Below are 21,183 nucleotides of genomic sequence, written 5' to 3'. Positions count from 1 at the left end.
AGTACTCCTACATGTTTAGAGTAAAGGTTTTACGTTGTTCGATCAGTTCTTTGAGTTTCTGATCGTTAAACGAGCCATGCGCAACTGGGTTGCGTGTCGCTCGCAATATTTGTGCAAATCCTTTATCTGCATGCTTGAAGAACTTTTTCCATCCAGCACATAAGTAGTTAAGGCCAGGTTCACCGTCTCTTGTCTTGATGAATCGATTTTTTGGACATTCACCGTGACAAGCAAACTTGTAATCACACTTTTCACACTGTGAAGTCAGAGTTTTGCTCTTCGCAAAACCAAACTTTTGTTGCTCAGCGCTGTACGCCATTTCATCAATAGCTTGTTCACTGATATTGCCGATTTTGTAGTCAGGATAAACGTAATGGTCACAACTAAACACATCCCCATTAGGTTCCATCGCTAAGCCCTTACCACAAAGCGAACCGAGCGTACAAAGTGGGTTTGGTCGCCCCATCCAAGTTTCCACACTGGCCTCAAAATACTGAACGAATACCTTGCCAAGGTCTTTGGCAAGCCATTCATCAAATATCGCAATTAAAAAGTTGCCCCACGCTTCATCAGATACACACCATGGCTCCATGATTGAGTTTTTGTGGCCTGGGATGAGACGTTTGTCTCCTTGACGCAATTGCTGGTCCCTCTCATCTTTTTGAGGCGCGACGTCTCTAAACGTCTTTTGCTCGACGATAGGGATAAACTGCATTTGTGGTGACTTAACCACATCACGGAGGAAGCGATAAACCTCAAGTGGGTTTTGACTCGTTAAGTTGTTGACGCACGTTAACGTAGCAAACTTAACTTGGTGCTTGTGGAGTAGGTCTACAGCTTTCATTACCTGACGGAATGTGCCACGCCCTGCGCGGTTAGTACGGTAAGCATTGTGTAACAACTCTGGTCCATCAATACTCAACCCGACAAGGAAGTTATTCTCTTTTAAGAACTCGCACCACTCGTCATTCAATAACGTACCGTTAGTTTGTAGGTCATTGGCAATCACAACGCCTTGTGGACAGTATTTCTTTTGTAGCTCAACAACTCGACGGAAGTAATCCACACCTAACATTGTCGGTTCACCACCCTGCCATGAAAAGATGATTTCTGGGGTGTTCTGGCCTTCAATATACTGACGAATATAGTTATCTAGTAGCGCATCATCCATCTGCGGAGAGCAGCCTGGTTTATACTCCAACAAATCCTGTTTGCTTAGGTAATAGCAGTAGTCGCAATCAATGTTACATACTGCACCAATAGGCTTAGCCATCACATGCATTCGCTTTGATGGTTTGCCATTAAATTGAGGACCTTGTGTTAAGAGCATGAATCACCTCGATATCTATTTCTTGTTGCTAATATTACCCCTCTATCAGCCCAAGCTCCTGTTATAGTGTGTATAACTAATTTTCATATCAACGCTAGGTAGAATGCAGAAATCATCCTTTCCATGAAACTTAGTTATGACCATGCCAACGCTATCAGTTACTAAAATTGCCGCTATCGTCGCTTTAGGAAGCCTTATAACAGGCTGTGCGACTAAACAGCCTCATCCTATTGCTTTGCAGATAAACCAGAACATGGTTCAAGTCGAAGGTGGTCAGTTTGAAATGGGTTCAGATCGACCTGAAGCAGACAAGGCTGAATCGCCAGCCCGCATGGTGACGGTGAATAGTTTCAAAATTTCTCGCTTTGAAGTGACGCAAGAAATCTTTGAAAGTGTAATGGGATCTTCTAATAGTTACTTTAACGGACCTAATATCCCAGTGAACAACTTAAGTTGGCAACAAGCCAATTACTTCATTGAGCGATTGAATGAGCTCACGGGTGAAAACTATCGTTTACCTACAGAAGCAGAATGGGAATTCGCAGCCAAAGGCGGAACGAAAAGTAAGGGTTATAGCTACGCAGGGGCACAAAACATCGACAAAGTTGCATGGCACCATGGAAACTCAAATAACCAAGCGCATCCAGTAGGCTTGAAAAAGCCGAATGAGCTTGGACTTTATGACATGACGGGCAACGTTGGGGAGTTTGTTATTGATGCCTATGACGACATCTATTATCGCTATGGTGAAACAGATAACCCAGCCAACATTGAAGATACGAATGTGGGATTAGCCCATAAGTCTGTTCGTGGTGGCAGTTTCGCATATTCTGCTGATGAATCAGAGAATTACCGTCGAGACTTCGCTAGTCAATCTATAATTATGTCTGATATCGGTTTAAGGCTCGCAAAAGACGCACAATAAATTCTTCTTTAACAAGGACTCAATATGGCAATTTCACGTGTAACGTTTTCAGTCATGGCCGCCCTGCTGTCTGGTTCTCTTATGGCAGCTGAGCATAAACCTGATCTCGTACTACAGATCACAGTCGATGGTCTTCGCGGTGATCTATTAAACCGCTACCAACACAATTTTGGCGAAGGTGGCTTCAATTACCTACTCAATGAGGGTGCTGTGTTTACCAATGCTCATTACCTGCATGGAAATACAGAGACTATTGTCGGCCACGTATCCTTAGCTACGGGCGCACCACCCGCAGTTCATGGCATGGTCGGTAATGTTTGGTACGACCGACAAGAAGAACGTTTAGTCTATAACGTTGAAGACGATAATTACTCGATGCTGACCCGTGGAGCTGGTGTCGACAAATCGACAGAGATTGACCCAACACAAAAAGCCGCGCAGAAAGATGGCCGATCTCCTACTCCTATCCTCTCTACAACATTCAGTGATGAGTTGGCCTTCTCTAGCAATGGTCAATCTAAGATTTTCTCGGTCTCGGTAAAGGATCGTGGTGCCATTTCACTCGCAGGTCACTCGGGTAAAGCTTTTTGGTTCTCTAAAGCGCAGTCGGGATTTGTCACCAGTGATTATTACTACGACGAGTATCCTGCGTGGGTTACTCGCTGGAATGAAAAAGCAATCCCAAGTCAGTACTCAGGCAAAAAATGGGAACTCGCCCTACCTCGGGAAGAATACACGTTAAAAGAGGTCGCTAAAGATCATAAAGTTGATCTTGCAGGCTTTAATCGTACTTTCCCGCACCCCTATGGTCCTGCAAGCTTTAAGTACTTCTCTACTATGCTGACACTAAGCCCTGCGGGTGATGAAATAACTGGTGATTTTGCTAATACTCTGTTGCAACAAGAAAAGCTTGGTCAAGGTGATTTTACCGACTACCTAGCAGTGAGCTTTTCTTCTAACGATTATGTCGTACACATGTACGGCTCAAACAGCTTAGAGACCGAAGATAATCTCATCCGTTTAGACAAAACGATTGCAGATCTGCTCAAGAACGTAGACCAACACGTTGGCCTCGAGAATACCTTAATAGTTCTGTCGGCTGACCATGGTGTGCCGGAGGCATCGCCTGTTGCGAACAAACTGGGTCTTCGCAATGCTCAGTACTTTAATAAAGAGACGCTTATTTCAGATACCTTAATGGCAAAGCTTAAAGATCAGTTTGGCCTAGGTGACGAAGCTATCCGTTTGTATGCTCAACCCTATATTTACCTAGATCATGAGTTGATAAAAAGCAAAGACATTGACCTCGCAGCGGTACAAAGCGTGATTGCAGAAGAAGTCGCAAAGGTAAAAGGCGTTAACACTGCCGTGACTAGCGAAGATATTGCTAAAGGCACTGTACAAAACTCACACGTTATGGAGTTGGTTGAAAATAACTACCACCCAAGGCGTTCAGGTGATGTTTATGTTGTGTTTGAACCTCGATCTTACATTGCCGATATGGATGGATTAACCATTGCGTCGACTCATGGTTCACCTTGGCGCTACGACACTCATGTACCGGTGATCTTTGCAGGGATGGACATCAAACCTCAGACCATTAACCGCGAGGTAACGCCCTACGATGTCGCGCCGACTCTGTCCAACAAACTAGGTATTACCTTACCGAGTGGTGCGACAGGTAAAGTGCTCACAGAGGTAACGAAATAACGACTTCTCGCGCTGGCAATAAAAGCAAAAGGAGCACTCAGCAGTGCTCCTTTTTTACGACGGTAGAACGTTAACTTTGACTATAAATAAGTCGAAAAGTCCTTAGCCACTGTTTGAATCTGATTCCTCAACCACTTGTGGGCGCTATCACTAGCGCGGCTCGGGTGGTAAATCCCACAAAGGTGTTGTTTAGAGTTATCAAACGGTAAAGGCAGCTCCTTTACTTGATACATGTCTTGGAACTCTCGAATAGTCGATGACGGCAGGATGCCGATGTATTCGGAATCTTTGATAACCGGCAACATCTCCATAGCACCAGCCACACGACAGACAACTGCCCTCTTATCAAGCTGAGCGATGTGTTGCTTCTGAAGCAGACTCTTTCGAGAGTGCCATCGGGACACTACAACGTGTTCTTCTGCTAAGAATTCATCAATCGTAATCTCATCCTTAATTCGAGGATGGGCATTACTGCATACCACCATTAAGCGTTCAGAATACAAAGAGTCGTATTTAAGGTTAGAATCGGAACTCGGCGGCATATCGACAATAAGATCATAACGCTGGAGTCTAAGATCACTCTCATAATCTTCAGTAAACAGAGGGTGAATCTCCAAACTAATGTTTGGTGCAATATCTCTGACGTGCTTGATGACTTTAGGCATTAACTGATAGCTCGCAACGGAAACACAAGCCAAAGAAAAAATCCGATTAGAGACTTTTGGGTCAAACTCTCTCGAAGCAGATAGCGTTGAGGTATAGTTTTTTAATGCCGCTGACATCGCAGGATAAATATCTGATGCAAAACTGGTTGGTTCTACCCCGGTAGAACTGCGATGAAAAAGTGGTTCATTGTAGATATCACGCAAACGGGCTAACGCTTTGCTCACTGCTGGTTGGGTAATTTCCAGCCTGTTTGCCGCTCTTGAAAGGCTTTGTTCTTCATAGATAGCGACAAAAATAGGGATAAGGTTTAGTTCAGTACTTTTCATATGACTCCAAGTTACTGTTCTTTGCGTTTCTCAAGACTAGGCAACGCTTTAGGAATTCGGACTTTACCTAACACACTAGCGCGCTTACTCAGCTGACGCCAAAGATTAATCAACAGATTATGACTATTTACACTTTTCTGTATATCTGATTGATTCTTTTGCCAATCAGGGTCACGGCTAAATTTACTTAGTTCAAGAAGGCCATGGTTAATCCTAAGTTTTTTGTAGAGCATTGCTTTTGCTTCAGGGAAACGATTGGCGCGAACTAGCTTCCAATATTGGTACCCCTCAGGTAAAGGTTTTGAACGGTAATGACGCTTTATACCAACAGCGAATGTTATTAGGGCGACAATACAGACAACAGCGATGATTAATTGCGATGTATAAGCTGAAACGAACGAGCCCAAAGTATGACTCGCTTTGTACGACTGTCCTTCTACGATATACGATTCAACCTTCTCTGCTTTAGGGTTCCACCACTCAACCTTATATTCAGGGAAGCGGATCTCACCACCTTGTTGGATAACATAAACGCTCTCTTCAACACGAGATGAACGGTAATTTCCGCGCTCTTGCGTATCCGTTAATTTATCAGGTTGCGGATACGCAGTGACAAACTGGTTTTGAGAAGAACGAAGTAAGTCAGGTAATAATACAGACAAGGAATCAGAAGCGGTGATTGAGATGGTTCGTGTAATCGCATCACCCACACGAAGCGATTCGTTGGACGCAGACCAAGACTGTTCAACTTTCACATCTGTTGCTGAAAACCAATTTCCATCATTGGTCAATAGACCAGAAGGTAACTGAGTCTTAAATTTCAACGCTTCGGTATACAGCGTCCCCTGCACTTTTTTCCCGTCTGGGCCCGATACATTCAGTCCGACAGCAATTGGTGGAATACCAAACTCTCCGGAGGCCTGCGGATAAAGCGTGACTTCCCAACGCTGACGTGACCACGTCACACCATCTACGCGTTCAGTAAAGTTAGTTGCAAATTGATTGCGCTGTTTTGCGATAACATTCGTTATTTCAACGCTACCAATGCGCGTACCACCAGTAAACCAACGTGGTGTACCCACTTCTATGGTGAGAATAACCTGCTCTTGAACACTAAACGTTGGAGTCTCCCGTTTGTTCTGTGGCGGTTTCTTACCTACCCAAGCAGTCATCGTCACATCACCCGAACGATAGAGTTGATGTATATCCCCAGCGCTTGACGCTTTTACGTAAAGCAAACCAAGACAAAGAACCAACAGTACGAACAAATTTTTACTCAAATCGCTCATTTTACGTTTAGTCATTGTTAGTAACCTCTGTTGCTGATTCCCTTAGTTGAATTTGAAACTTGGCCCGCAAGAAATACTTTGGATCAGCCTCTACTCGCTTTAGCCATTTATCTGCAAGCTCTTCGCTGCCGAGTATTTCATTGGCATTGAGTGTTTCCTTTAGCATTAATTCGGCGACTGTTTCTTCATCTGCACCATCAGCAGTGCGCGGTTTATCTTCATCGAGTTCAAACGATTCTTCTGGGCCATCCGTCGTTCCAGCCTGGCTTTCACTAACACGGTTGATCTCGTCCACAATATCAGAGAGTGCTTGAAGGTTATTTTCAACATCGACTCGTAGTTGAGCATCTAGAGTCTCTTTTTTAGAAAGGTCTTGAAGCATATTCCTCGCTGCTAGGTATTCTCTCTGCCTTGCTAACGCTGTTGAAGAAAAATATAAGCCAAGGTCTTTCTGATACTCGTCTTCGCTATTCTGTAGTTGGATGAAAGCACTATGGGCGAGCTTGTATTCGGTAGCATAGTAGTAAGCGACGCCCTTTCTTAAGGGATCAGAAAAATGGGTTGCAGCTTTAAGGTACTCTTTTTTATTAAGCCACCTTTGACCTTGCTGGTCTGGTGTTAGCCAAAGATCCCACCACCATTGTTCAACCTTATCCCATTTTGTCACTTCAACTACTGTGGTTGCTGGCTCAGCGACACTAGACACTGGTTGTGCCTGTGCAGGTTTAAAAACAACCGAAGATCCAGATACAGCGATAACTAAACACCATTGAACTAACCATCCTTTGCGGAACCATAGCAGCATGATTCCAGTAATGGCGTACAAAAGACCGTAGCCCATATCTTTCCAAGGCATTGATGATTCACCGTTCATCTGCATATTACGCTCTACGAAACGATCGAGCTGACGAATATCGCTGTCATCAACCGTGACTTCAACAAGGTACCCCCCCGTCTCGCTTGCTAAGCGCTTAAGAGAAGCAAAATCCACAGGATCTTTCGACGAACGACCACTATCTGAATTACCCGGAACCATAATCAGCAGTTGATAGGGTTTGTTATTAAAGAAATCTCGATATTCTTCGATCGTTCTTTCGTTAACACCATCTGTCACCAGTAAGACGCTTGAGCCTGGTTGTCCTTGAAGTTGGAGGTCAATGAGAGGTAGTGCTTGTTCTGCAAATTTACCCTGCTGCGGCATGATGCTCGGTTCAATCGCCGCTAAGAATGGATCAAACACTTTCACATCTTGCGTCACGGGCATAGCAACATGGGCAGTTCCGGAATACACAACCAAGCCAGTGTTACCACCATTTCGCATTGAGAGAAGGTCACGGATCTTTTGTTTTGAACGTTCAAGTCGGCTTGGTGGTAGGTCTTTCGATAGCATAGACTCAGTATTATCAAGCACCACCAACATAGACGCCTTGTCCTCACCAAATGGTGATGAGGCTCTTTGCCATGTAGGTCCAGCACAAACAATAATCGCTAGCGCTACAATGACCATTAGTAGTTTTAAAGGTAACTGCTTCTTCCAACCAGCATCGCCAATTGTTAATGCCTTGCGTAAATGTTCTGGTAATAGGTCCTTCCACTTCGGTTTGGCCTCTTCTCTCCAACGTAGCCACAGTAGAAAAAACATCGGTACAAAAGCGACCAACCACCAAGGGCGAATAAAGTGAAACTGAGACAAAAACTGCTCTAGGCCTTGCCCAATATCTCCGAGAAAATTAAACATCTTTTTCTCCGAACTGGATAGACGCAGGGCCTTCGGATGCAATACGTTTGGAGCGTCGTCTAAACGTGGCTACGGTAAACGCGCTAAGATACATAACAACAACAAGTGCTAATAAATAATGATGAAGTGTTACTTCAGGGCGATAGGTTGTACTTTCAAACAACTGAGGCTCAAGCTCACCAATTTGTTTATAAGCTTGCTGTAAGGATTCACGATCTAACGCTTCAAACGCGTTACCACCCGATTCTGATGCAATACGATTGATTGTCTCTGTATCAAGAGCCACTTCCCCCACGGTTTGTGGGTCACCCATAGCAATCACGTGGATACGAACCCCCTTCGCTTTAGCAACTTTTGCTGCATCAATCGGCTCAACAAAACTTCCTGTGTCGTTTCCATCCGTTAGAACAATGGCGACCTTCTCTCTCTGCTCGCTCTCATTGAGTTCTTCACCTTGCCCATATTGAGAATGGCTCTGCTCAAATACCTTGATTGCGAGCCCCATAGCATCGCCTAGGTGGGTACTTTGACCCGCCATTGCAACATCAGTTTGGTTCAACAGGTCTAACCATACTTCTTGATCATCAGTAAAGGGAGTTTGGACAAATGCAGCATCGCCAAAGAGAATTAACCCAAGACGGTCACCTTTTCTCGTCTTAACAAATTCCTCCAATACTTCTTTCGCGGCATCTAAACGAGACACCTTATCGCCGGCTTGATTTGTAAAGTCCTGCTCAGCCATTGAGCCCGATAGATCAACGAGCACCATGACATCACGACCCAATTTTTCACGCACTTGAGGTTCACCTAGCATGGTCGGTTTTGCCAATGCGGTCACGACCAAAACCCATGAAAGCACCAACGTTGCTCTTTGCCACCAAGAAGGTGTCAATTCACTTGCTCCCTCTCTCGGTGTTTCTCCCATTGCTTCAACAAGTATCTTAAAGAAAGGTACCTTAATAGCAGTTTGTTTGGTTCGGTACGCCGGTACAATGAAATAAACCACGAAAGGTAGTGGCAAGATAATGAACCACAATAGGTGTTCGAATTGAATGTTCGACAGAGATAAGTTCAGTAAAAAACTAAGATCAAAAGATGAATCAAGCATTCCTCACCTCTTGATGTTTACGCAGCCAAGTTATAGCCATTTGTTTGAGTTCAACGCGCTCTTCACTCTTCATCAACGCATGTGGGTTAACCAACGTTTCTAACCAAAGCTCACCAATTTTCGATGAGAAAACAGTATCCTGATGCAGCTCGTCCACTTTATTAAGCAGTGCCTCACCATATAAACTGGCGTAACTTGAATTTAAGTAAGTCAACACAGTCTTGATTGCGTGTAAGGTCAGGCGTGGCATTTCAGAATCATTGATATCTAAAGACTCTATGTAACGTATTGCCTCGCTGCGGTAACGGTTCATCCACCAATGTTTGATGGCTCGGTATGCCGTAAAAGCAAAGACCAGAACGAGCAGACAGGCGACAATCTTCCAACCAATAGTTTGCGGCCACCAGCTAACACTCTCAGGTATAGTGACATCATTAAGGTTACGTAGGATATACGTACTAGGAGGTGTATGTTGAACTGACACTTAGCGACCTCCCACTCGTTGTTGAAATGATTCGATATGATTACCTTGTGTACTAAGTTCAATAAACGGTAGCTTTTTGATCGCCATAAGCTGAGTCAGAGATTCTTTGCTTTGTTGAGCGCGTTGCTGCAGATGTTCACTCGCTGTATCCAATTTCGCACTATTGTTTAAGTTCATCTGAAATTGGCCGTCACCGACAACCCATTGAGAGTCGATGAGCTCAGGGGGTAATGCTTGCTCCATCGGATCCCGTACTTGCACGGCTAACAAATCGTTATGTCTTTGAAGCTGCTTAAGCTGCTCTAGTTGTTCTTCTTGGCAATCATGCCAATCACTGATCAGGATTATCGTTGATTGACGCAACTTCATTCGCTTGAGTAACTGGATTTGATGGTAGAAAGAGACGTCATTGGAATCAGATGACCTAACATTCAAGGACTGGTTGGCATGAACTAAGCGTTTTAGTTGAGCCAAAAGATCATTCTGAGAACGTTGAGGTTTTGAACTGAATACACGTTCTGGTGTCGCTATCACATAGCCGACTCTGTCACCATCTTTTAGTACTCGCCACCCGCACATTGAGGCCACTTCGGCAGCAACTACGGATTTCATTGTATCTTTTGACGCAAAGAACATTGAGCTTCGCTGATCCACCAAAATGATCACATTTCGATCTTTCTCTTCGGTATAGCTGCGTACATGCGGTTTGCCTGTACGCATTGTTACTTTCCAATCAAGATTGCGGATGTCATCGCCCAGTTGATAGTGACGAAGTTCTTCGAAGTTAAGGCCACGCCCTCTGAAAAGTGAGTTATGACGACCTGATAACACACTTCCCGCTTTAAGGTGAGGAAGTAAGCTGAAAGCCTCTGCTTGTGCCTGTAATCGTACTAATCGCGCATAATCGCAATACAGCCGTTCATCAACTTGTTCATGCATTGGCGCTTGTGTGGGTTTTGCCATAATGCAACCTACCTAGCCAATCTCTACAACATCTAAAATTTCAGTTACCACAGATTGGGCATCAACACCGTCGGCCAGTGCATCGTAAGAGAGTGAGAAGCGATGCCCTAATACTGATGGGGTAACAGCGCGAACATCATCAGGAAGAACATGATCTCGACCTTGCAGCCAAGCATAGGCTCGAGCACATTTATCTAGAGCGATTGACGCTCGTGGACTGGCACCGACTTCAATCCATTTATGTAGGGATGAATTGGTGTATTTTTGTGGAATGCGGGTAGCCATAATAAGAGAAACAATATAGTTCTCTACTAATTCAGACACCGCTACGTTTGCAATTTCTTTGCGCGCTTCTAAGACTGTACTCGGTTCAATACTCTGCTCAGTATCCTCTCTAGCACTATTGGACGCCTCTTGCTCTTCACTCCCAATCTCTTCGCTTCTCACCAAACGAATAATGTCTCGCTCGGCGTCACCTTCTGGATAATCGACTGTCACCTTCATGATAAAACGGTCCATCTGAGCTTCAGGGAGTGGATAAGTACCCTCTTGCTCTACTGGGTTTTGTGTTGCAAGGACCATAAATAAATCGGGTAATACATGGGTTTTGTCACCAACTGTAATGGTTCCTTCAGCCATTGCTTCAAGCAGTGCAGCTTGAACTTTAGCTGGTGCACGGTTCACCTCATCGGCAAGTACCACGCTGTTAAAAATTGGACCAGGTTGGAAATGTAAAGAAGGCTTGCCTTCAACTTCTTGATAAACCTCAGTACCAGTAACATCTGAAGGTAGTAAATCAGGCGTGAATTGAATCCGACCAAAGCTAGTGTTCAATGCATTTGCTAGAGCTTTCACTGAGCGAGTTTTCGCGGTACCCGGCAAACCCTCTAAAAGAACATGCCCATTAGTCAACAAGCCCAGAACGAGTGCTTGTACCACATGGCTCTGACCAATGACGCTTTTTTCCGTTTGTTGAATGAGTTCGTTAATCGTTTTCTGTACGTGATTCATTATTTTCACACCCATTGTTAGGCTTCTCTAATTACCCCAAGTATAGAATTGATATAAATAACTATCGGTTATACAGATTATTCTCAAACGGCCTCTATATAACTATTGGGAATTTTTTTGGCTTTGATCAGATAAAGTACGTAAACGAGTAATGACGTTGGGAGGCGCAAATTGTCCTAACTCTCTTAAACAGGAATCAAAGGCAAATTGTAGGGTCGTATCTGCGCTGTTTCTCGCTAGTACCTCACAACGCGCATAGAGTTGTTCTGGGTTACGGCTAATTTTATAAGCTTGATCTAACGCACTATTAGATTCATGCACGTTTCGTTTCTCAGCGGCCAAGCCATAGACATACCAATACTGGTCGTTGTTTTGAGCTGTTTCTGCAGCCTGCTTTAGATACACGGTCGCTTGTTCTGTCTGACCTTCTCTAAATAAAGAGAGGCCATAGCTATATGGTAGTGAGGATGAATCAGGATTGGATTTTTGACCCTGTAAAAGCACGGCTTGTGCATCCTTTTCTTTGCCCATTGCACGGTACAAGTCCGCATAATTGATGTAGCTGGCCTCAAAGTAAGGTTCAATTTCAATCGCTCCTCGGTACCATTCTTTTGCCTCTTCAAATTTTCCTAAGCTGCGATAAACATTCGCTAGATTAGTGCGACCAAATCCTCGGTCAGAGTTAAACATCTGAACCTCAATGTATTCATCTAGCGCTGGCTGCAAAGTTTCACGTTGCAATGGGTTCATCTCATGCCAGGAGGTGACCAAGGCCGCGGACGTTTCCGTACGGATTGATAGTACTGGGTCATTTAACAAGGGCTCTAGAATCTGCCATCTATCAGTAAACGGGTACCCTGAAGAACCGGCAATAGCACCAAGCCGAATTAACTCATTCTCATGTTTAACTGCGCGTGCTAATGAAACCAAAGTATTTTTCCCTGTAGAGCCTGATAAACGCTCCAGACTTGAACCTCGAATGATCGCACTTTCTATCGAATTCTGAGCAGTATAGGCAAGAGCATCGGCTGCACCACGATGGCCAATAGAATCAGCGTAAAAGGCGACTGAGAAATGTTGTTGATTTTGATACCCGGACTCCGGAAACCACTGCTCTAATTGTTTGGTCGCCCATTGGTTGTCTTTGTCTTCATGGCATGAAGTACAGACGTTTGGAGTCTGAATGTGTTGGCTCAAATCCGGGCGTGGCACATGCCAACTATGGTCTCTTCTTGGATCCACTTGCATGTAGGTCGTTTCAGGCATGTGACACGTAGTACATTTCGATGCCTCAGTTCCAGCTTCATGGAAGGTATGCTTTTCTGGAGTGTACTCACTGGCAATGTGGCACTGTGAGCAAACCGCTTCTTCCGGTATTTTAAGTGTTGCACTATGAGGATCATGACAGTTGGTACACGTTACGCCCTTTTCTGCCATTGCAGATTGTAAGAAAGAGCCATAAACATAATTCTCATCATAGATTTGTCCATCATGATGATAGAGCTCGGGTGTGATTAAACTCAATCGATAGCGGCCTAGGAACGAACCCTTTACGTGGTCCTGGGTTTCATTTAATTGAGTTCTTCGGCTATGGCATTGGGCACAAGTTTGTACTTGATTGGTCGAAACGATCTCACTAGGTTGTAATGTGCTGTGGCCTTCTTTATATACCCAGTTTGCAACAGATTGACTCAGATCTCGGTCAAAGCCATAGTGAGGTTTCCAAGAAATACGCTGTTCCTTCGTGTTTAAGTTAGCTTGCGTTACATGGTCACTAGCTGGACCATGACAGGCTTCACAACCAACGTTAATTTCTGACCACGTCGTACTATAGCTGTCTGCTTGAGTATCGTAATTTTTTTGAAGGTTTGTTGAGTGACAATCGGCACACATGAAGTTCCAATTTTGACCCGCATTAGTCCAATAAAATTCATCATTCGGCTGCATATCTGGGTAAAGATGGAACCACCTTTTCCCACCTTCCTGCGCACTGCGACTGTCCCACGCGAAAGGGATCAACTGTACCCGACCATCATCGAACTCGACCATATATTGCTGTAGAGGATCGACACCAAAGGTATAACTGATTTTATATTCTTTGAACTCACCTGTTTGGTTTTCGATGTAAACCCAAAACTCATTACCCCTTTTGAAAAATCGGTTTTCTTTTCCATCAAACACAAATCGGTGATCATCAAAGTCGGCTAATACTGAGTTAGAACTTGCATGCTGCATCGCCAGTTCGTGATGTGACCCTTTCCAAGCCTCAACCTCTGCTTGGTGGCAGTCTACACATTGTTCACTTCCCACAAATTGCTTCTCTTGTGCCTGAGCGTAAACAGAACCAAACAAAATTGATGATAAAACAAGTCCCCTAAACAACTGACCTAGTAACATTGCTATCCATAGCCTCAAGGTAATACTCTTATAGATTAATAGTAGGAGGTTTTCTTTATTTAACAAGCAATTAGATAGGGCTCCGAAGAGCCCTGTGTGATTATTTATTTGGCGTTTCCTGTAACTTCTCCATGACTTGGTCAAGGCTGAAGCTCGCGGCTTTCTGCCTCGGTGGGTATTCCTTAAAGGTCTCGAGGAACTGCCCCACATACGCTTGAGCAGGAACGAACATGTACGCGTGGTCTAATAACCAGTCGTAGTAAGTGTTCGACGTTTGATCTGCAGTTTCGTATGGATCCATTCTCAGGTTATACAGTTTTGGTAAGCGTAACGTAACAAAAGGTTCTGCCCAGATCTGCATTGTGCCGGTAGCACGTTGCTCCATGAAAACCGCTTTCCAATTATTGTAACGAAGCGCTGCTAGGTCACCATCATCAGTAAAGTAAAAGATTTCGGCCCTTCGACCTTTCTCTTCTTCGCCAGTTAGGTAAGGTAAGAAGTTATAACCGTCCAAATGAAGCTTGAAGGTTTTGTCACCTGCTTGATGCCCTTTCAATAGCTTCTCTTTGATTTGGTCATCCCCAGCGGCGGCTACGAAAGTTGGCATCCAGTCCATATGGTGCATGATTTCATTCGAAACAGAACCCGCTTCAATCTTGCCAGGCCAACGAACCATGGCAGGTACACGATAAGCCCCTTCCCAGTTGGTGTTTTTCTCTCCGCGGAACGGGGTAAGGCCAGCATCAGGCCAGGTATTCATGTGAGGGCCATTATCAGTAGAATAAAATACAATCGTGTTGTCTTTGATCCCTAGATCGTCCACTTTCTTGAGTAACATACCCACATGGTTATCATGTTCGACCATCGCATCCGCATAGTAGCTGATACCCGTGGTACCCAACTGTTCATCCTTCACGTGAGTACGGAAGTGCATTCGGGTCGAGTTCCACCATACAAAGAACGGCTTGTCTGCTTTCACCGCTTTATCCATGAATGCAAGTGCCGCATCTAACGTTTCTTCGTCAACGGTCTCCATCCGTTTACGTGTCAATGGACCCGTATCCTCAATTTTGCCATCAGCAAACGATTTGATTACGCCACGGGGACCAAATTTCTTTCTAAACTCAGGGTCCTTTGGATAATCAATATTCTCTGGTTCTTCTTCAGCATTTAGGTGATATAAGTTACCAAAGAATTCATCAAAACCATGATTGGTTGGCAAATGTTCGTCTTTATCACCTAAATGGTTTTTACCAAACTGACCTGTCATGTAACCCATAGGTTTAAGAAGCTCGGCTATGGTTGCGTCTTCAGCTTGTAAGCCCAGTTCAGCACCAGGTAGACCTACTTTACTCAGACCGGTTCTGAGCACACTCTGACCCGTGATAAAAGTAGAGCGACCTGCGGTACAAGATTGTTCGGCGTAATAATCGGTGAACATCATGCCTTCTTTGGCGATGCTATCAATGTTGGGGGTTTTGTACCCCATTAATCCAAATGTATATGCGCTGACATTGGATTGGCCTATGTCATCTCCCCAAATTACTAATATGTTGGGTTTATCAGCTGCCATGCTACTACTGACAACCCCCAAATATGCAGCGGTGAATACAGCTAGTCCGCGCTTCAATGAGTAGCTTTCGCTCATGTAAACTCCTGTTAAATCAACTTTATCCTGCAATCAAAGATATAGGTTAAAATTCCAACAACTTCCACTCATCGTTTAGTCTAATCAGCATATTTCACAGTGACATCGGTCACACTAACAAACCGCTAGCTCTCTAACTAATACTCATAAAATCACAATATATCAGCCACTTAAATTACCCACATAACCTATGGTTATAACCTCTATAAAGCGACACCACCTGACCTCGGCGTTTAATCTTGCCACATCAATGCATTACCGCATTTTTGAATCAACAACTCAGTTATGAATTGGAGTCCTTTATGGCAAATCAATTAAGTAAACTCGCCGTAGGCGTGGGTGCTTTGATTGCTTCTGGTACTGCGCTAGCAGCAGAGCAACCAAACATCTTAGCTATCTTTGGTGACGATGTAGGTTACTGGAACATTAGTGCATACAACCAAGGTATGATGGGATATGAAACCCCGAATATCGACCGTATTGCAAACGAAGGTGCGATCTTCACTGATCACTATGGTCAACAGTCTTGTACTGCAGGCCGTGCATCATTCATCACAGGTCAAGAACCTTTCCGTACTGGCCTACTGACCATCGGTATGCCGGGTTCAACTCACGGTATCCCAGATTGGGCTCCAACCACTGCAGACCTTCTTAAAGAGCAAGGTTACGTAACGGCACAGTTCGGTAAAAACCACCTTGGTGACCAAGACCAACACTTACCAACGGCACACGGCTTTGATGAGTTTTTTGGTAACCTTTACCACTTGAATGCGGAAGAAGAGCCAGAGACTTACTACTACCCTAAAGATCCTGAGTTCCGTAAGAACTACGGTCCACGTGGTGTTATCAAGTCTTACGCTGACGGCAAGATCGAAGATACAGGCCCAATGACGCGTAAGCGTATGGAGACAGCAGACGAAGAGTTCCTAGAGTCGTCACTGGCATTCATGGAAAAAGCAGTTAAAGAAGACAAACCATTCTTCATCTGGCACAACACTACTCGTATGCACGTTTGGACACGCCTACAAGAGAAGTGGAAAGGTGCTTCAGGCGTTAGTATCTATGCTGATGGTATGCTAGAACACGATGAACACGTCGGTATTCTTCTAGACAAACTAGACGAACTAGATATCGCTGATAACACAATTGTTATCTACTCGACGGATAACGGTGCAGAGACAGTATCTTGGCCTGATGGTGGTGCTACGCCATTCCACGGCGAAAAAGGTACAACTTGGGAAGGCGGTATGCGTGTTCCTCAACTCGTTCGCTGGCCTGGCACTATCGAAGGTGGTACTAAGATCAATGAAATGATGGCGCACCAAGACTGGTTACCAACACTACTTGCTGCTGCGGGCGTTCCAGATGTGAAAGAAAAGCTAGCATCTGAAGACGGCTACCGCGCAAACGGCAAAGATTGGCGCGTACACATCGATGGCTACAACTTTAAGCCTTACTTCGAAGGTAAAGAAGAACAAGGTCCTCGTAACTCACTGCTTTACTTCTCTGCGAATGGTGAGCTAAACGCAGTTCGTTGGGACGATTGGAAACTAAACTTCGCTGTACTGGAAGGTAACATTTCGGACGCAGTACGTTTTTCACCGAACTGGCCACAAATCATTCATTTGCGTGCTGACCCATTCGAGAGAGCGCCTCACGAATCTGGTATGTACCTACGCTGGATGGCAGACAACATGTGGTTATTCGTACCGATTCAAGACGTGCTAGGTGACTTCTTCCAAACTTTGCCTCATTACCCAATGCAGCAAGGTCAGCTAATGAACCCAGCATCGATTAACTACCAATCGCTTGGTCTAAAAGGCAAGATGCAACAACTTGATGCTCTACAAAAACAAGTTGAGACGATGAAATAATCGGTCAGTTGGCACCCGGCCCGCACTCAGTTGCGGGCTTTTTTGTATCTATAGCCCGAAGTAGTGGAAATCTTGCTTTAGGATGTTTAGAGTATGCGTCAAATTGATTCAAGGTGAAGATTGTCATGATCAAAGATGAAAGAATAATTGGTACACTAGAAGAGCTAGAAGCATTCATCAACGCAGTAGATAGCGGTGTTCTAGGTCTACAAGGTGCTGCAGGTATTGCAATGGCAACCAACAATGCAGACGGCCGTCGTTTTGTTGCGGTACTTAATGAAAACCATCAACTACTAATTGGCCGCTGGGTAACTGAAGAAGTGTTCCAAAATGGTCAAGAGATGGTGCGTAAAGGTCCCACTAAGCATTAATCTGTACTAATTCAGGTCTGAGCTTACAAACATAACAAAGCCCGCTTTTGAACAGCGGGCTTTGTCTTTTCTACATTCTTTTAAGCGGCTTCACCACGCTATCCAGCCCCTCGATTTTTAGGGCCAAACATAGCTGAAGAAGCTTACCTAGCTCTCCATCCGGGAAGCCTTTCTTGTCGAACCACAGAAGGTATTCTTCTGGTAAGTCTATCAGTACCCTACCCGCATATTTGCCAAATGGCATCTGAATGCGGGCTAGCTTAATCAGATTTTCTTTGTCTAACATCGTTTTCTATTATTCTTCGTCTTGGGCTTCACGAAGAGTAACACCTAAACGATCTACCCAAAAGTCAATCGCGTCTTTCGCATCATCAAGGGAATCAATCATGGTACCGAAATCTTTGTTTCCGGCCTCTCGATCGATGGCGGCAAACAACGGTTTTTCACTCACCGATTCACTGACTAGGATTTCAATCGAAGCAGAACCAACATTGGTGTGCTCACCAGTAGTCAGTTTTGAAATGGTCGACATACCAATACCAAATGGCAGTATGCTGCTCGTTACCGCTAGAATTGGATTAGGGGTCTCAACATTGCTGATTGCTATGCTCATACGCAGAGTCGACTCACTTGGCTCTTCAACAATGGCTTTAAAAGGTGCAATTTTTTCTTTAAGTTCACCCTGCATGTGCTCAACAAGCTCGTTGATATCATCATCGTCTAATGGTTGATCTTCTTCATTAACAACAACGATCACGCGATCTATGATGACGCTGTCGTACTCTTTCATCTTCTTTTTAAATCGTTCTTCACTTCTAAGCCCAAGACGCGCCCAAACAAGATCTACCCCACCCTCAGGGCCGGCAGAAAAATCGTCATAGGACGTAAATTTAGTCGCATGAATACGAGGAGCCGAACAGCCCGCTAAAAAAGAAGAGAGTAATAACAAACTAAGCGCTTTCTTCAACATTTGAATATCTTTCATCCAGAGTAAACTTTAAACAATATAGTACATCATACTACGTCGAATTTTTGTTTAGATGATAAATTTATGACACCAGTCGCTGAATTTCACACAACAATAGAAATTTCAGAAGTACCTACAACTTTCAATTAGCTTGGGTTATTGATAGTGTCTCTGATACATCATTAAAGAAATACAAAAGCCCTTATAGCCCACTTACTACGTTGCGATCTCTTTGAAGTATTTAGCCCTTTTTCTCACTACTTTCATCAGCACCTCTCCTTTCGCATCTGAACAGGAACAACAAGATGAGTGCCACAGTTTACCTGTCAGCGATAGGGTTATTGATTCTGTCTACTCTCGTGTTAACACTCGCTTTTGCCAACCTGCCGTATGGTTCGATAGTTTCTTCGTTGATGAACGTATCGATCAAGATTCACGTGCTGGGAGTATAGTTCGATGGACCAATGACTTTACCTATGTGGAAGGCACTGGCTATGAATTTCAGACTCGATTAAAAGCTCGCCTTCACCTTCCTAAGGTTAACAAACGCTTGAAACTCATCTTCGAAACAGATGAAGAAGATGATGTATTTGAGCTCTTCCCTAAGTCTAGCGACGATGTAGAGAGTACACTTGGCCTTAGGTATGACTGGATTGATCGAGATCGAGCCAGCTTCAACATTAAACTCACCGCAAAGCCCGGAATTGAAGGGCGATTCCGTTACACCTACCCAGTCAATGAAGACCTCGTTGTTCGCCTAACTCAGAAGGTATACCAAAAAAAACGTCTGACAGGAGAGTCTACCGACATCGATATGGATTACTCCTTCAATCAAGATTTTTTGCTTCGTTGGAATAACTTTGCCAAATATGAAGATGATATCAAAGGTTGGGAATACGGAACGGGTCTATCCCTTTACCAATACCTCTCTGAGACCCAAGCGATCACCTATCAAGCCAGCGTGGCCGCTACGAATAGGCCTTATGACTATGTCTCGAACTCACACCTATCCGTCACTTATCGACAAAACATATTTCGCTCTTGGTTATTTTACGAACTCAAACCCGAGTACAATTGGCCTCGCGAAGAGAACGAACAAAGAGAAAGAGAAGCAAGAGCAACCTTACGGTTAGAGATACTTTTCCAAAATATTTGAATCTCAATTGCCTGTACAGCTAATGAGTCTTACTGGGAATTAACCTAATCCAATTGGCAATTATCCGCATGGATTAGGTTTCAAGTTGATATTTATCCTCTCTCTCGAAGCATCGCCTTTATTTCAGCCAACTCTTGCTTTAATTCACCTAACGTTGGTTCGCCCAAGTCTGCACTTTCAGCATCTGCGATCGCTTGCCGCTCTTGTTCTAATACGTTAACGACAATACCGATAACCATGTTCAAGAACGCAAACGCGGTAAAGAAAATAAATGTGAGATAGTAAACCCAAGACAGTGGATACTCTTGCATCGTTTCATACATCACACTCGTCCAGCTCTCGAACGTCATAACTCGGAATAGAGTCAGCATACTTATCGAGATATCTCCCCATAGCACCGGGTTAACGGATGCGAAGAAGGTGGAACCAACAGCAGCATAGATATAAAAGATGATAAACATCAATAACATCACGTAGCTCAACTGCGGGAGAGCTTTCACTAGCGAATTAATCAGTAGTCGTAGTTCCGGGATGATCGATACCATTCGTAGTACACGGAATATTCGAACCAGACGACCCAATACCGCCATATCACCACTTTGAATAGGCACAAGGCTCACGACCACAATCAGTGTGTCAAAAAGATTCCAAAAGTTATGGAAAAATCGTCTCTTATTGGGCTCGCCAATGAATCGTATTGATATTTCTATTAGAAAAAAGAGTGTGATACTGAAATCGAGTACTTTTAAAATGCTGACAAACGTCGACGGGAGTTCATAAGTATTGGCCCCAATCATTAACGCAGAGCAGATAATAATTGAGATAACAAACCACTCAAACGCCTTATTGTTGCGTAGTCTATAGAACCGCTCTTGAAGTGAACGATGCTTTTGAGTCATCAGTTTGTGGTCGATTGACTTTTCCATTTCAGTCATAAAGATTGAGCTTCCTCTTACTTTTAATTCTATTAGCAGCAATGAGGAAAAAAGCCTATAACATTTGAATAACCCCGTCGACTATTCATGTGCTAGAGAATGTAAATGCCCATTAATCACAATTTGAGAGACTGTCCTGAATTCTGTGTAACTGTCTAAACTTAAGCCTTAAAGGCTAAGGATGGACAGTATGGATAAAGCTTTTGCTCGTGAAGCGGCTAAATCAATCAAGACCGAATCGGATCTTGATGACTTCCGTAAGATGTTAACCAAGGCTTAAAAACG

18 protein-coding genes are annotated in these 21,183 nt (G+C 44.1%); 5 read left to right on the top strand and 13 right to left on the bottom strand.

The window, feature by feature from the left end; genetic code table 11:
• Positions 1-7: 7 nt before the first annotated feature.
• On the bottom strand, positions 8-1,330 hold the full coding sequence (locus DPF91_RS08685; RefSeq protein WP_164684096.1) for an anaerobic sulfatase maturase: 1,323 nt from the start codon (positions 1,328-1,330) through the stop codon (positions 8-10).
• A gap of 142 nt (positions 1,331-1,472) precedes the next feature.
• Here DPF91_RS08685 and DPF91_RS08680 point away from each other — a divergent pair, with 142 nt between their 5' ends.
• Positions 1,473-2,255, top strand: a complete 783-nt coding sequence (locus DPF91_RS08680) for a formylglycine-generating enzyme family protein (protein ID WP_117234224.1) — start codon at positions 1,473-1,475, stop codon at positions 2,253-2,255.
• Between the two features lie 54 nt (positions 2,256-2,309).
• Positions 2,310-3,965 (top strand): alkaline phosphatase family protein, encoded by a 1,656-nt coding sequence (locus tag DPF91_RS08675; RefSeq protein ID WP_420855590.1) that lies wholly within the window; start codon positions 2,310-2,312, stop codon positions 3,963-3,965.
• A gap of 80 nt (positions 3,966-4,045) precedes the next feature.
• Here the strand turns inward: DPF91_RS08675 and DPF91_RS08670 are convergent, their stop codons facing one another.
• The 9 genes from DPF91_RS08670 to DPF91_RS08630 all read right to left on the bottom strand — a co-directional run bounded on the left by DPF91_RS08670 (position 4,046) and on the right by DPF91_RS08630 (position 15,595).
• A complete protein-coding gene (locus tag DPF91_RS08670; RefSeq protein WP_117234013.1) occupies positions 4,046-4,957 on the bottom strand; it encodes a LysR family transcriptional regulator in 912 nt (303 codons plus the stop codon).
• Positions 4,958-4,968: 11 nt separating this feature from the next.
• Positions 4,969-6,261: a BatD family protein gene (locus tag DPF91_RS08665; protein WP_117234012.1), complete on the bottom strand. Its 1,293-nt coding sequence runs from the start codon at positions 6,259-6,261 to the stop codon at positions 4,969-4,971.
• Positions 6,254-7,984 (bottom strand): vWA domain-containing protein, encoded by a 1,731-nt coding sequence (locus DPF91_RS08660; protein WP_117234011.1) that lies wholly within the window; start codon positions 7,982-7,984, stop codon positions 6,254-6,256. The genes DPF91_RS08665 and DPF91_RS08660 overlap by 8 nt, the downstream gene beginning before the upstream one ends.
• Entirely contained in the window at positions 7,977-9,092 is a 1,116-nt protein-coding gene (locus DPF91_RS08655; RefSeq protein WP_117234010.1) for a vWA domain-containing protein, read from the bottom strand. The genes DPF91_RS08660 and DPF91_RS08655 overlap by 8 nt, the downstream gene beginning before the upstream one ends.
• Positions 9,085-9,576, bottom strand: a complete 492-nt coding sequence (locus tag DPF91_RS08650) for a DUF4381 domain-containing protein (protein ID WP_117234009.1) — start codon at positions 9,574-9,576, stop codon at positions 9,085-9,087. The genes DPF91_RS08655 and DPF91_RS08650 overlap by 8 nt, the downstream gene beginning before the upstream one ends.
• The gene (locus DPF91_RS08645; protein ID WP_117234008.1) at positions 9,577-10,539 is read right to left on the bottom strand and encodes a DUF58 domain-containing protein; all 963 of its coding nucleotides are present in this window, start codon (positions 10,537-10,539) and stop codon (positions 9,577-9,579) included.
• A 12-nt stretch (positions 10,540-10,551) separates the two neighbouring features.
• A complete protein-coding gene (locus tag DPF91_RS08640; RefSeq protein WP_117234223.1) occupies positions 10,552-11,550 on the bottom strand; it encodes an AAA family ATPase in 999 nt (332 codons plus the stop codon).
• 102 nt (positions 11,551-11,652) lie between these two features.
• Positions 11,653-13,947 (bottom strand): tetratricopeptide repeat protein, encoded by a 2,295-nt coding sequence (locus tag DPF91_RS08635; RefSeq protein WP_117234007.1) that lies wholly within the window; start codon positions 13,945-13,947, stop codon positions 11,653-11,655.
• 100 nt (positions 13,948-14,047) lie between these two features.
• On the bottom strand, positions 14,048-15,595 hold the full coding sequence (locus DPF91_RS08630; RefSeq protein WP_117234006.1) for an arylsulfatase: 1,548 nt from the start codon (positions 15,593-15,595) through the stop codon (positions 14,048-14,050).
• Between the two features lie 302 nt (positions 15,596-15,897).
• Here DPF91_RS08630 and DPF91_RS08625 point away from each other — a divergent pair, with 302 nt between their 5' ends.
• A complete protein-coding gene (locus tag DPF91_RS08625; RefSeq protein WP_117234005.1) occupies positions 15,898-17,469 on the top strand; it encodes an arylsulfatase in 1,572 nt (523 codons plus the stop codon).
• 125 nt (positions 17,470-17,594) lie between these two features.
• Complete coding sequence (locus DPF91_RS08620) at positions 17,595-17,840, top strand: hypothetical protein (RefSeq protein WP_117234004.1); 246 nt, start codon at positions 17,595-17,597, stop codon at positions 17,838-17,840.
• 70 nt (positions 17,841-17,910) lie between these two features.
• Here DPF91_RS08620 and DPF91_RS08615 read toward each other — a convergent pair whose 3' ends face one another.
• Both DPF91_RS08615 and DPF91_RS08610 read right to left on the bottom strand, forming a co-directional pair.
• Positions 17,911-18,126, bottom strand: a complete 216-nt coding sequence (locus tag DPF91_RS08615) for a DUF3820 family protein (protein ID WP_117234003.1) — start codon at positions 18,124-18,126, stop codon at positions 17,911-17,913.
• Between the two features lie 9 nt (positions 18,127-18,135).
• Complete coding sequence (locus tag DPF91_RS08610; protein WP_117234002.1) at positions 18,136-18,825, bottom strand: DUF3313 domain-containing protein; 690 nt, start codon at positions 18,823-18,825, stop codon at positions 18,136-18,138.
• A 214-nt stretch (positions 18,826-19,039) separates the two neighbouring features.
• Here DPF91_RS08610 and DPF91_RS08605 point away from each other — a divergent pair, with 214 nt between their 5' ends.
• Complete coding sequence (locus tag DPF91_RS08605; RefSeq protein WP_117234001.1) at positions 19,040-19,963, top strand: hypothetical protein; 924 nt, start codon at positions 19,040-19,042, stop codon at positions 19,961-19,963.
• Between the two features lie 92 nt (positions 19,964-20,055).
• On the opposite strand, the gene DPF91_RS08600 is transcribed toward DPF91_RS08605, so the two are convergent.
• A complete protein-coding gene (locus DPF91_RS08600) occupies positions 20,056-20,898 on the bottom strand; it encodes an ion transporter (protein ID WP_117234000.1) in 843 nt (280 codons plus the stop codon).
• Positions 20,899-21,183: the final 285 nt, after the last annotated feature.

Source organism: Vibrio maerlii (assembly GCF_003415655.1).
Classification (GTDB): Bacteria; Pseudomonadota; Gammaproteobacteria; order Enterobacterales; family Vibrionaceae; genus Vibrio; species Vibrio maerlii.
The sequence above is the reverse complement of the archived record's forward strand: the minus strand, read 5'-3'. Positions and strand labels throughout refer to the sequence as shown.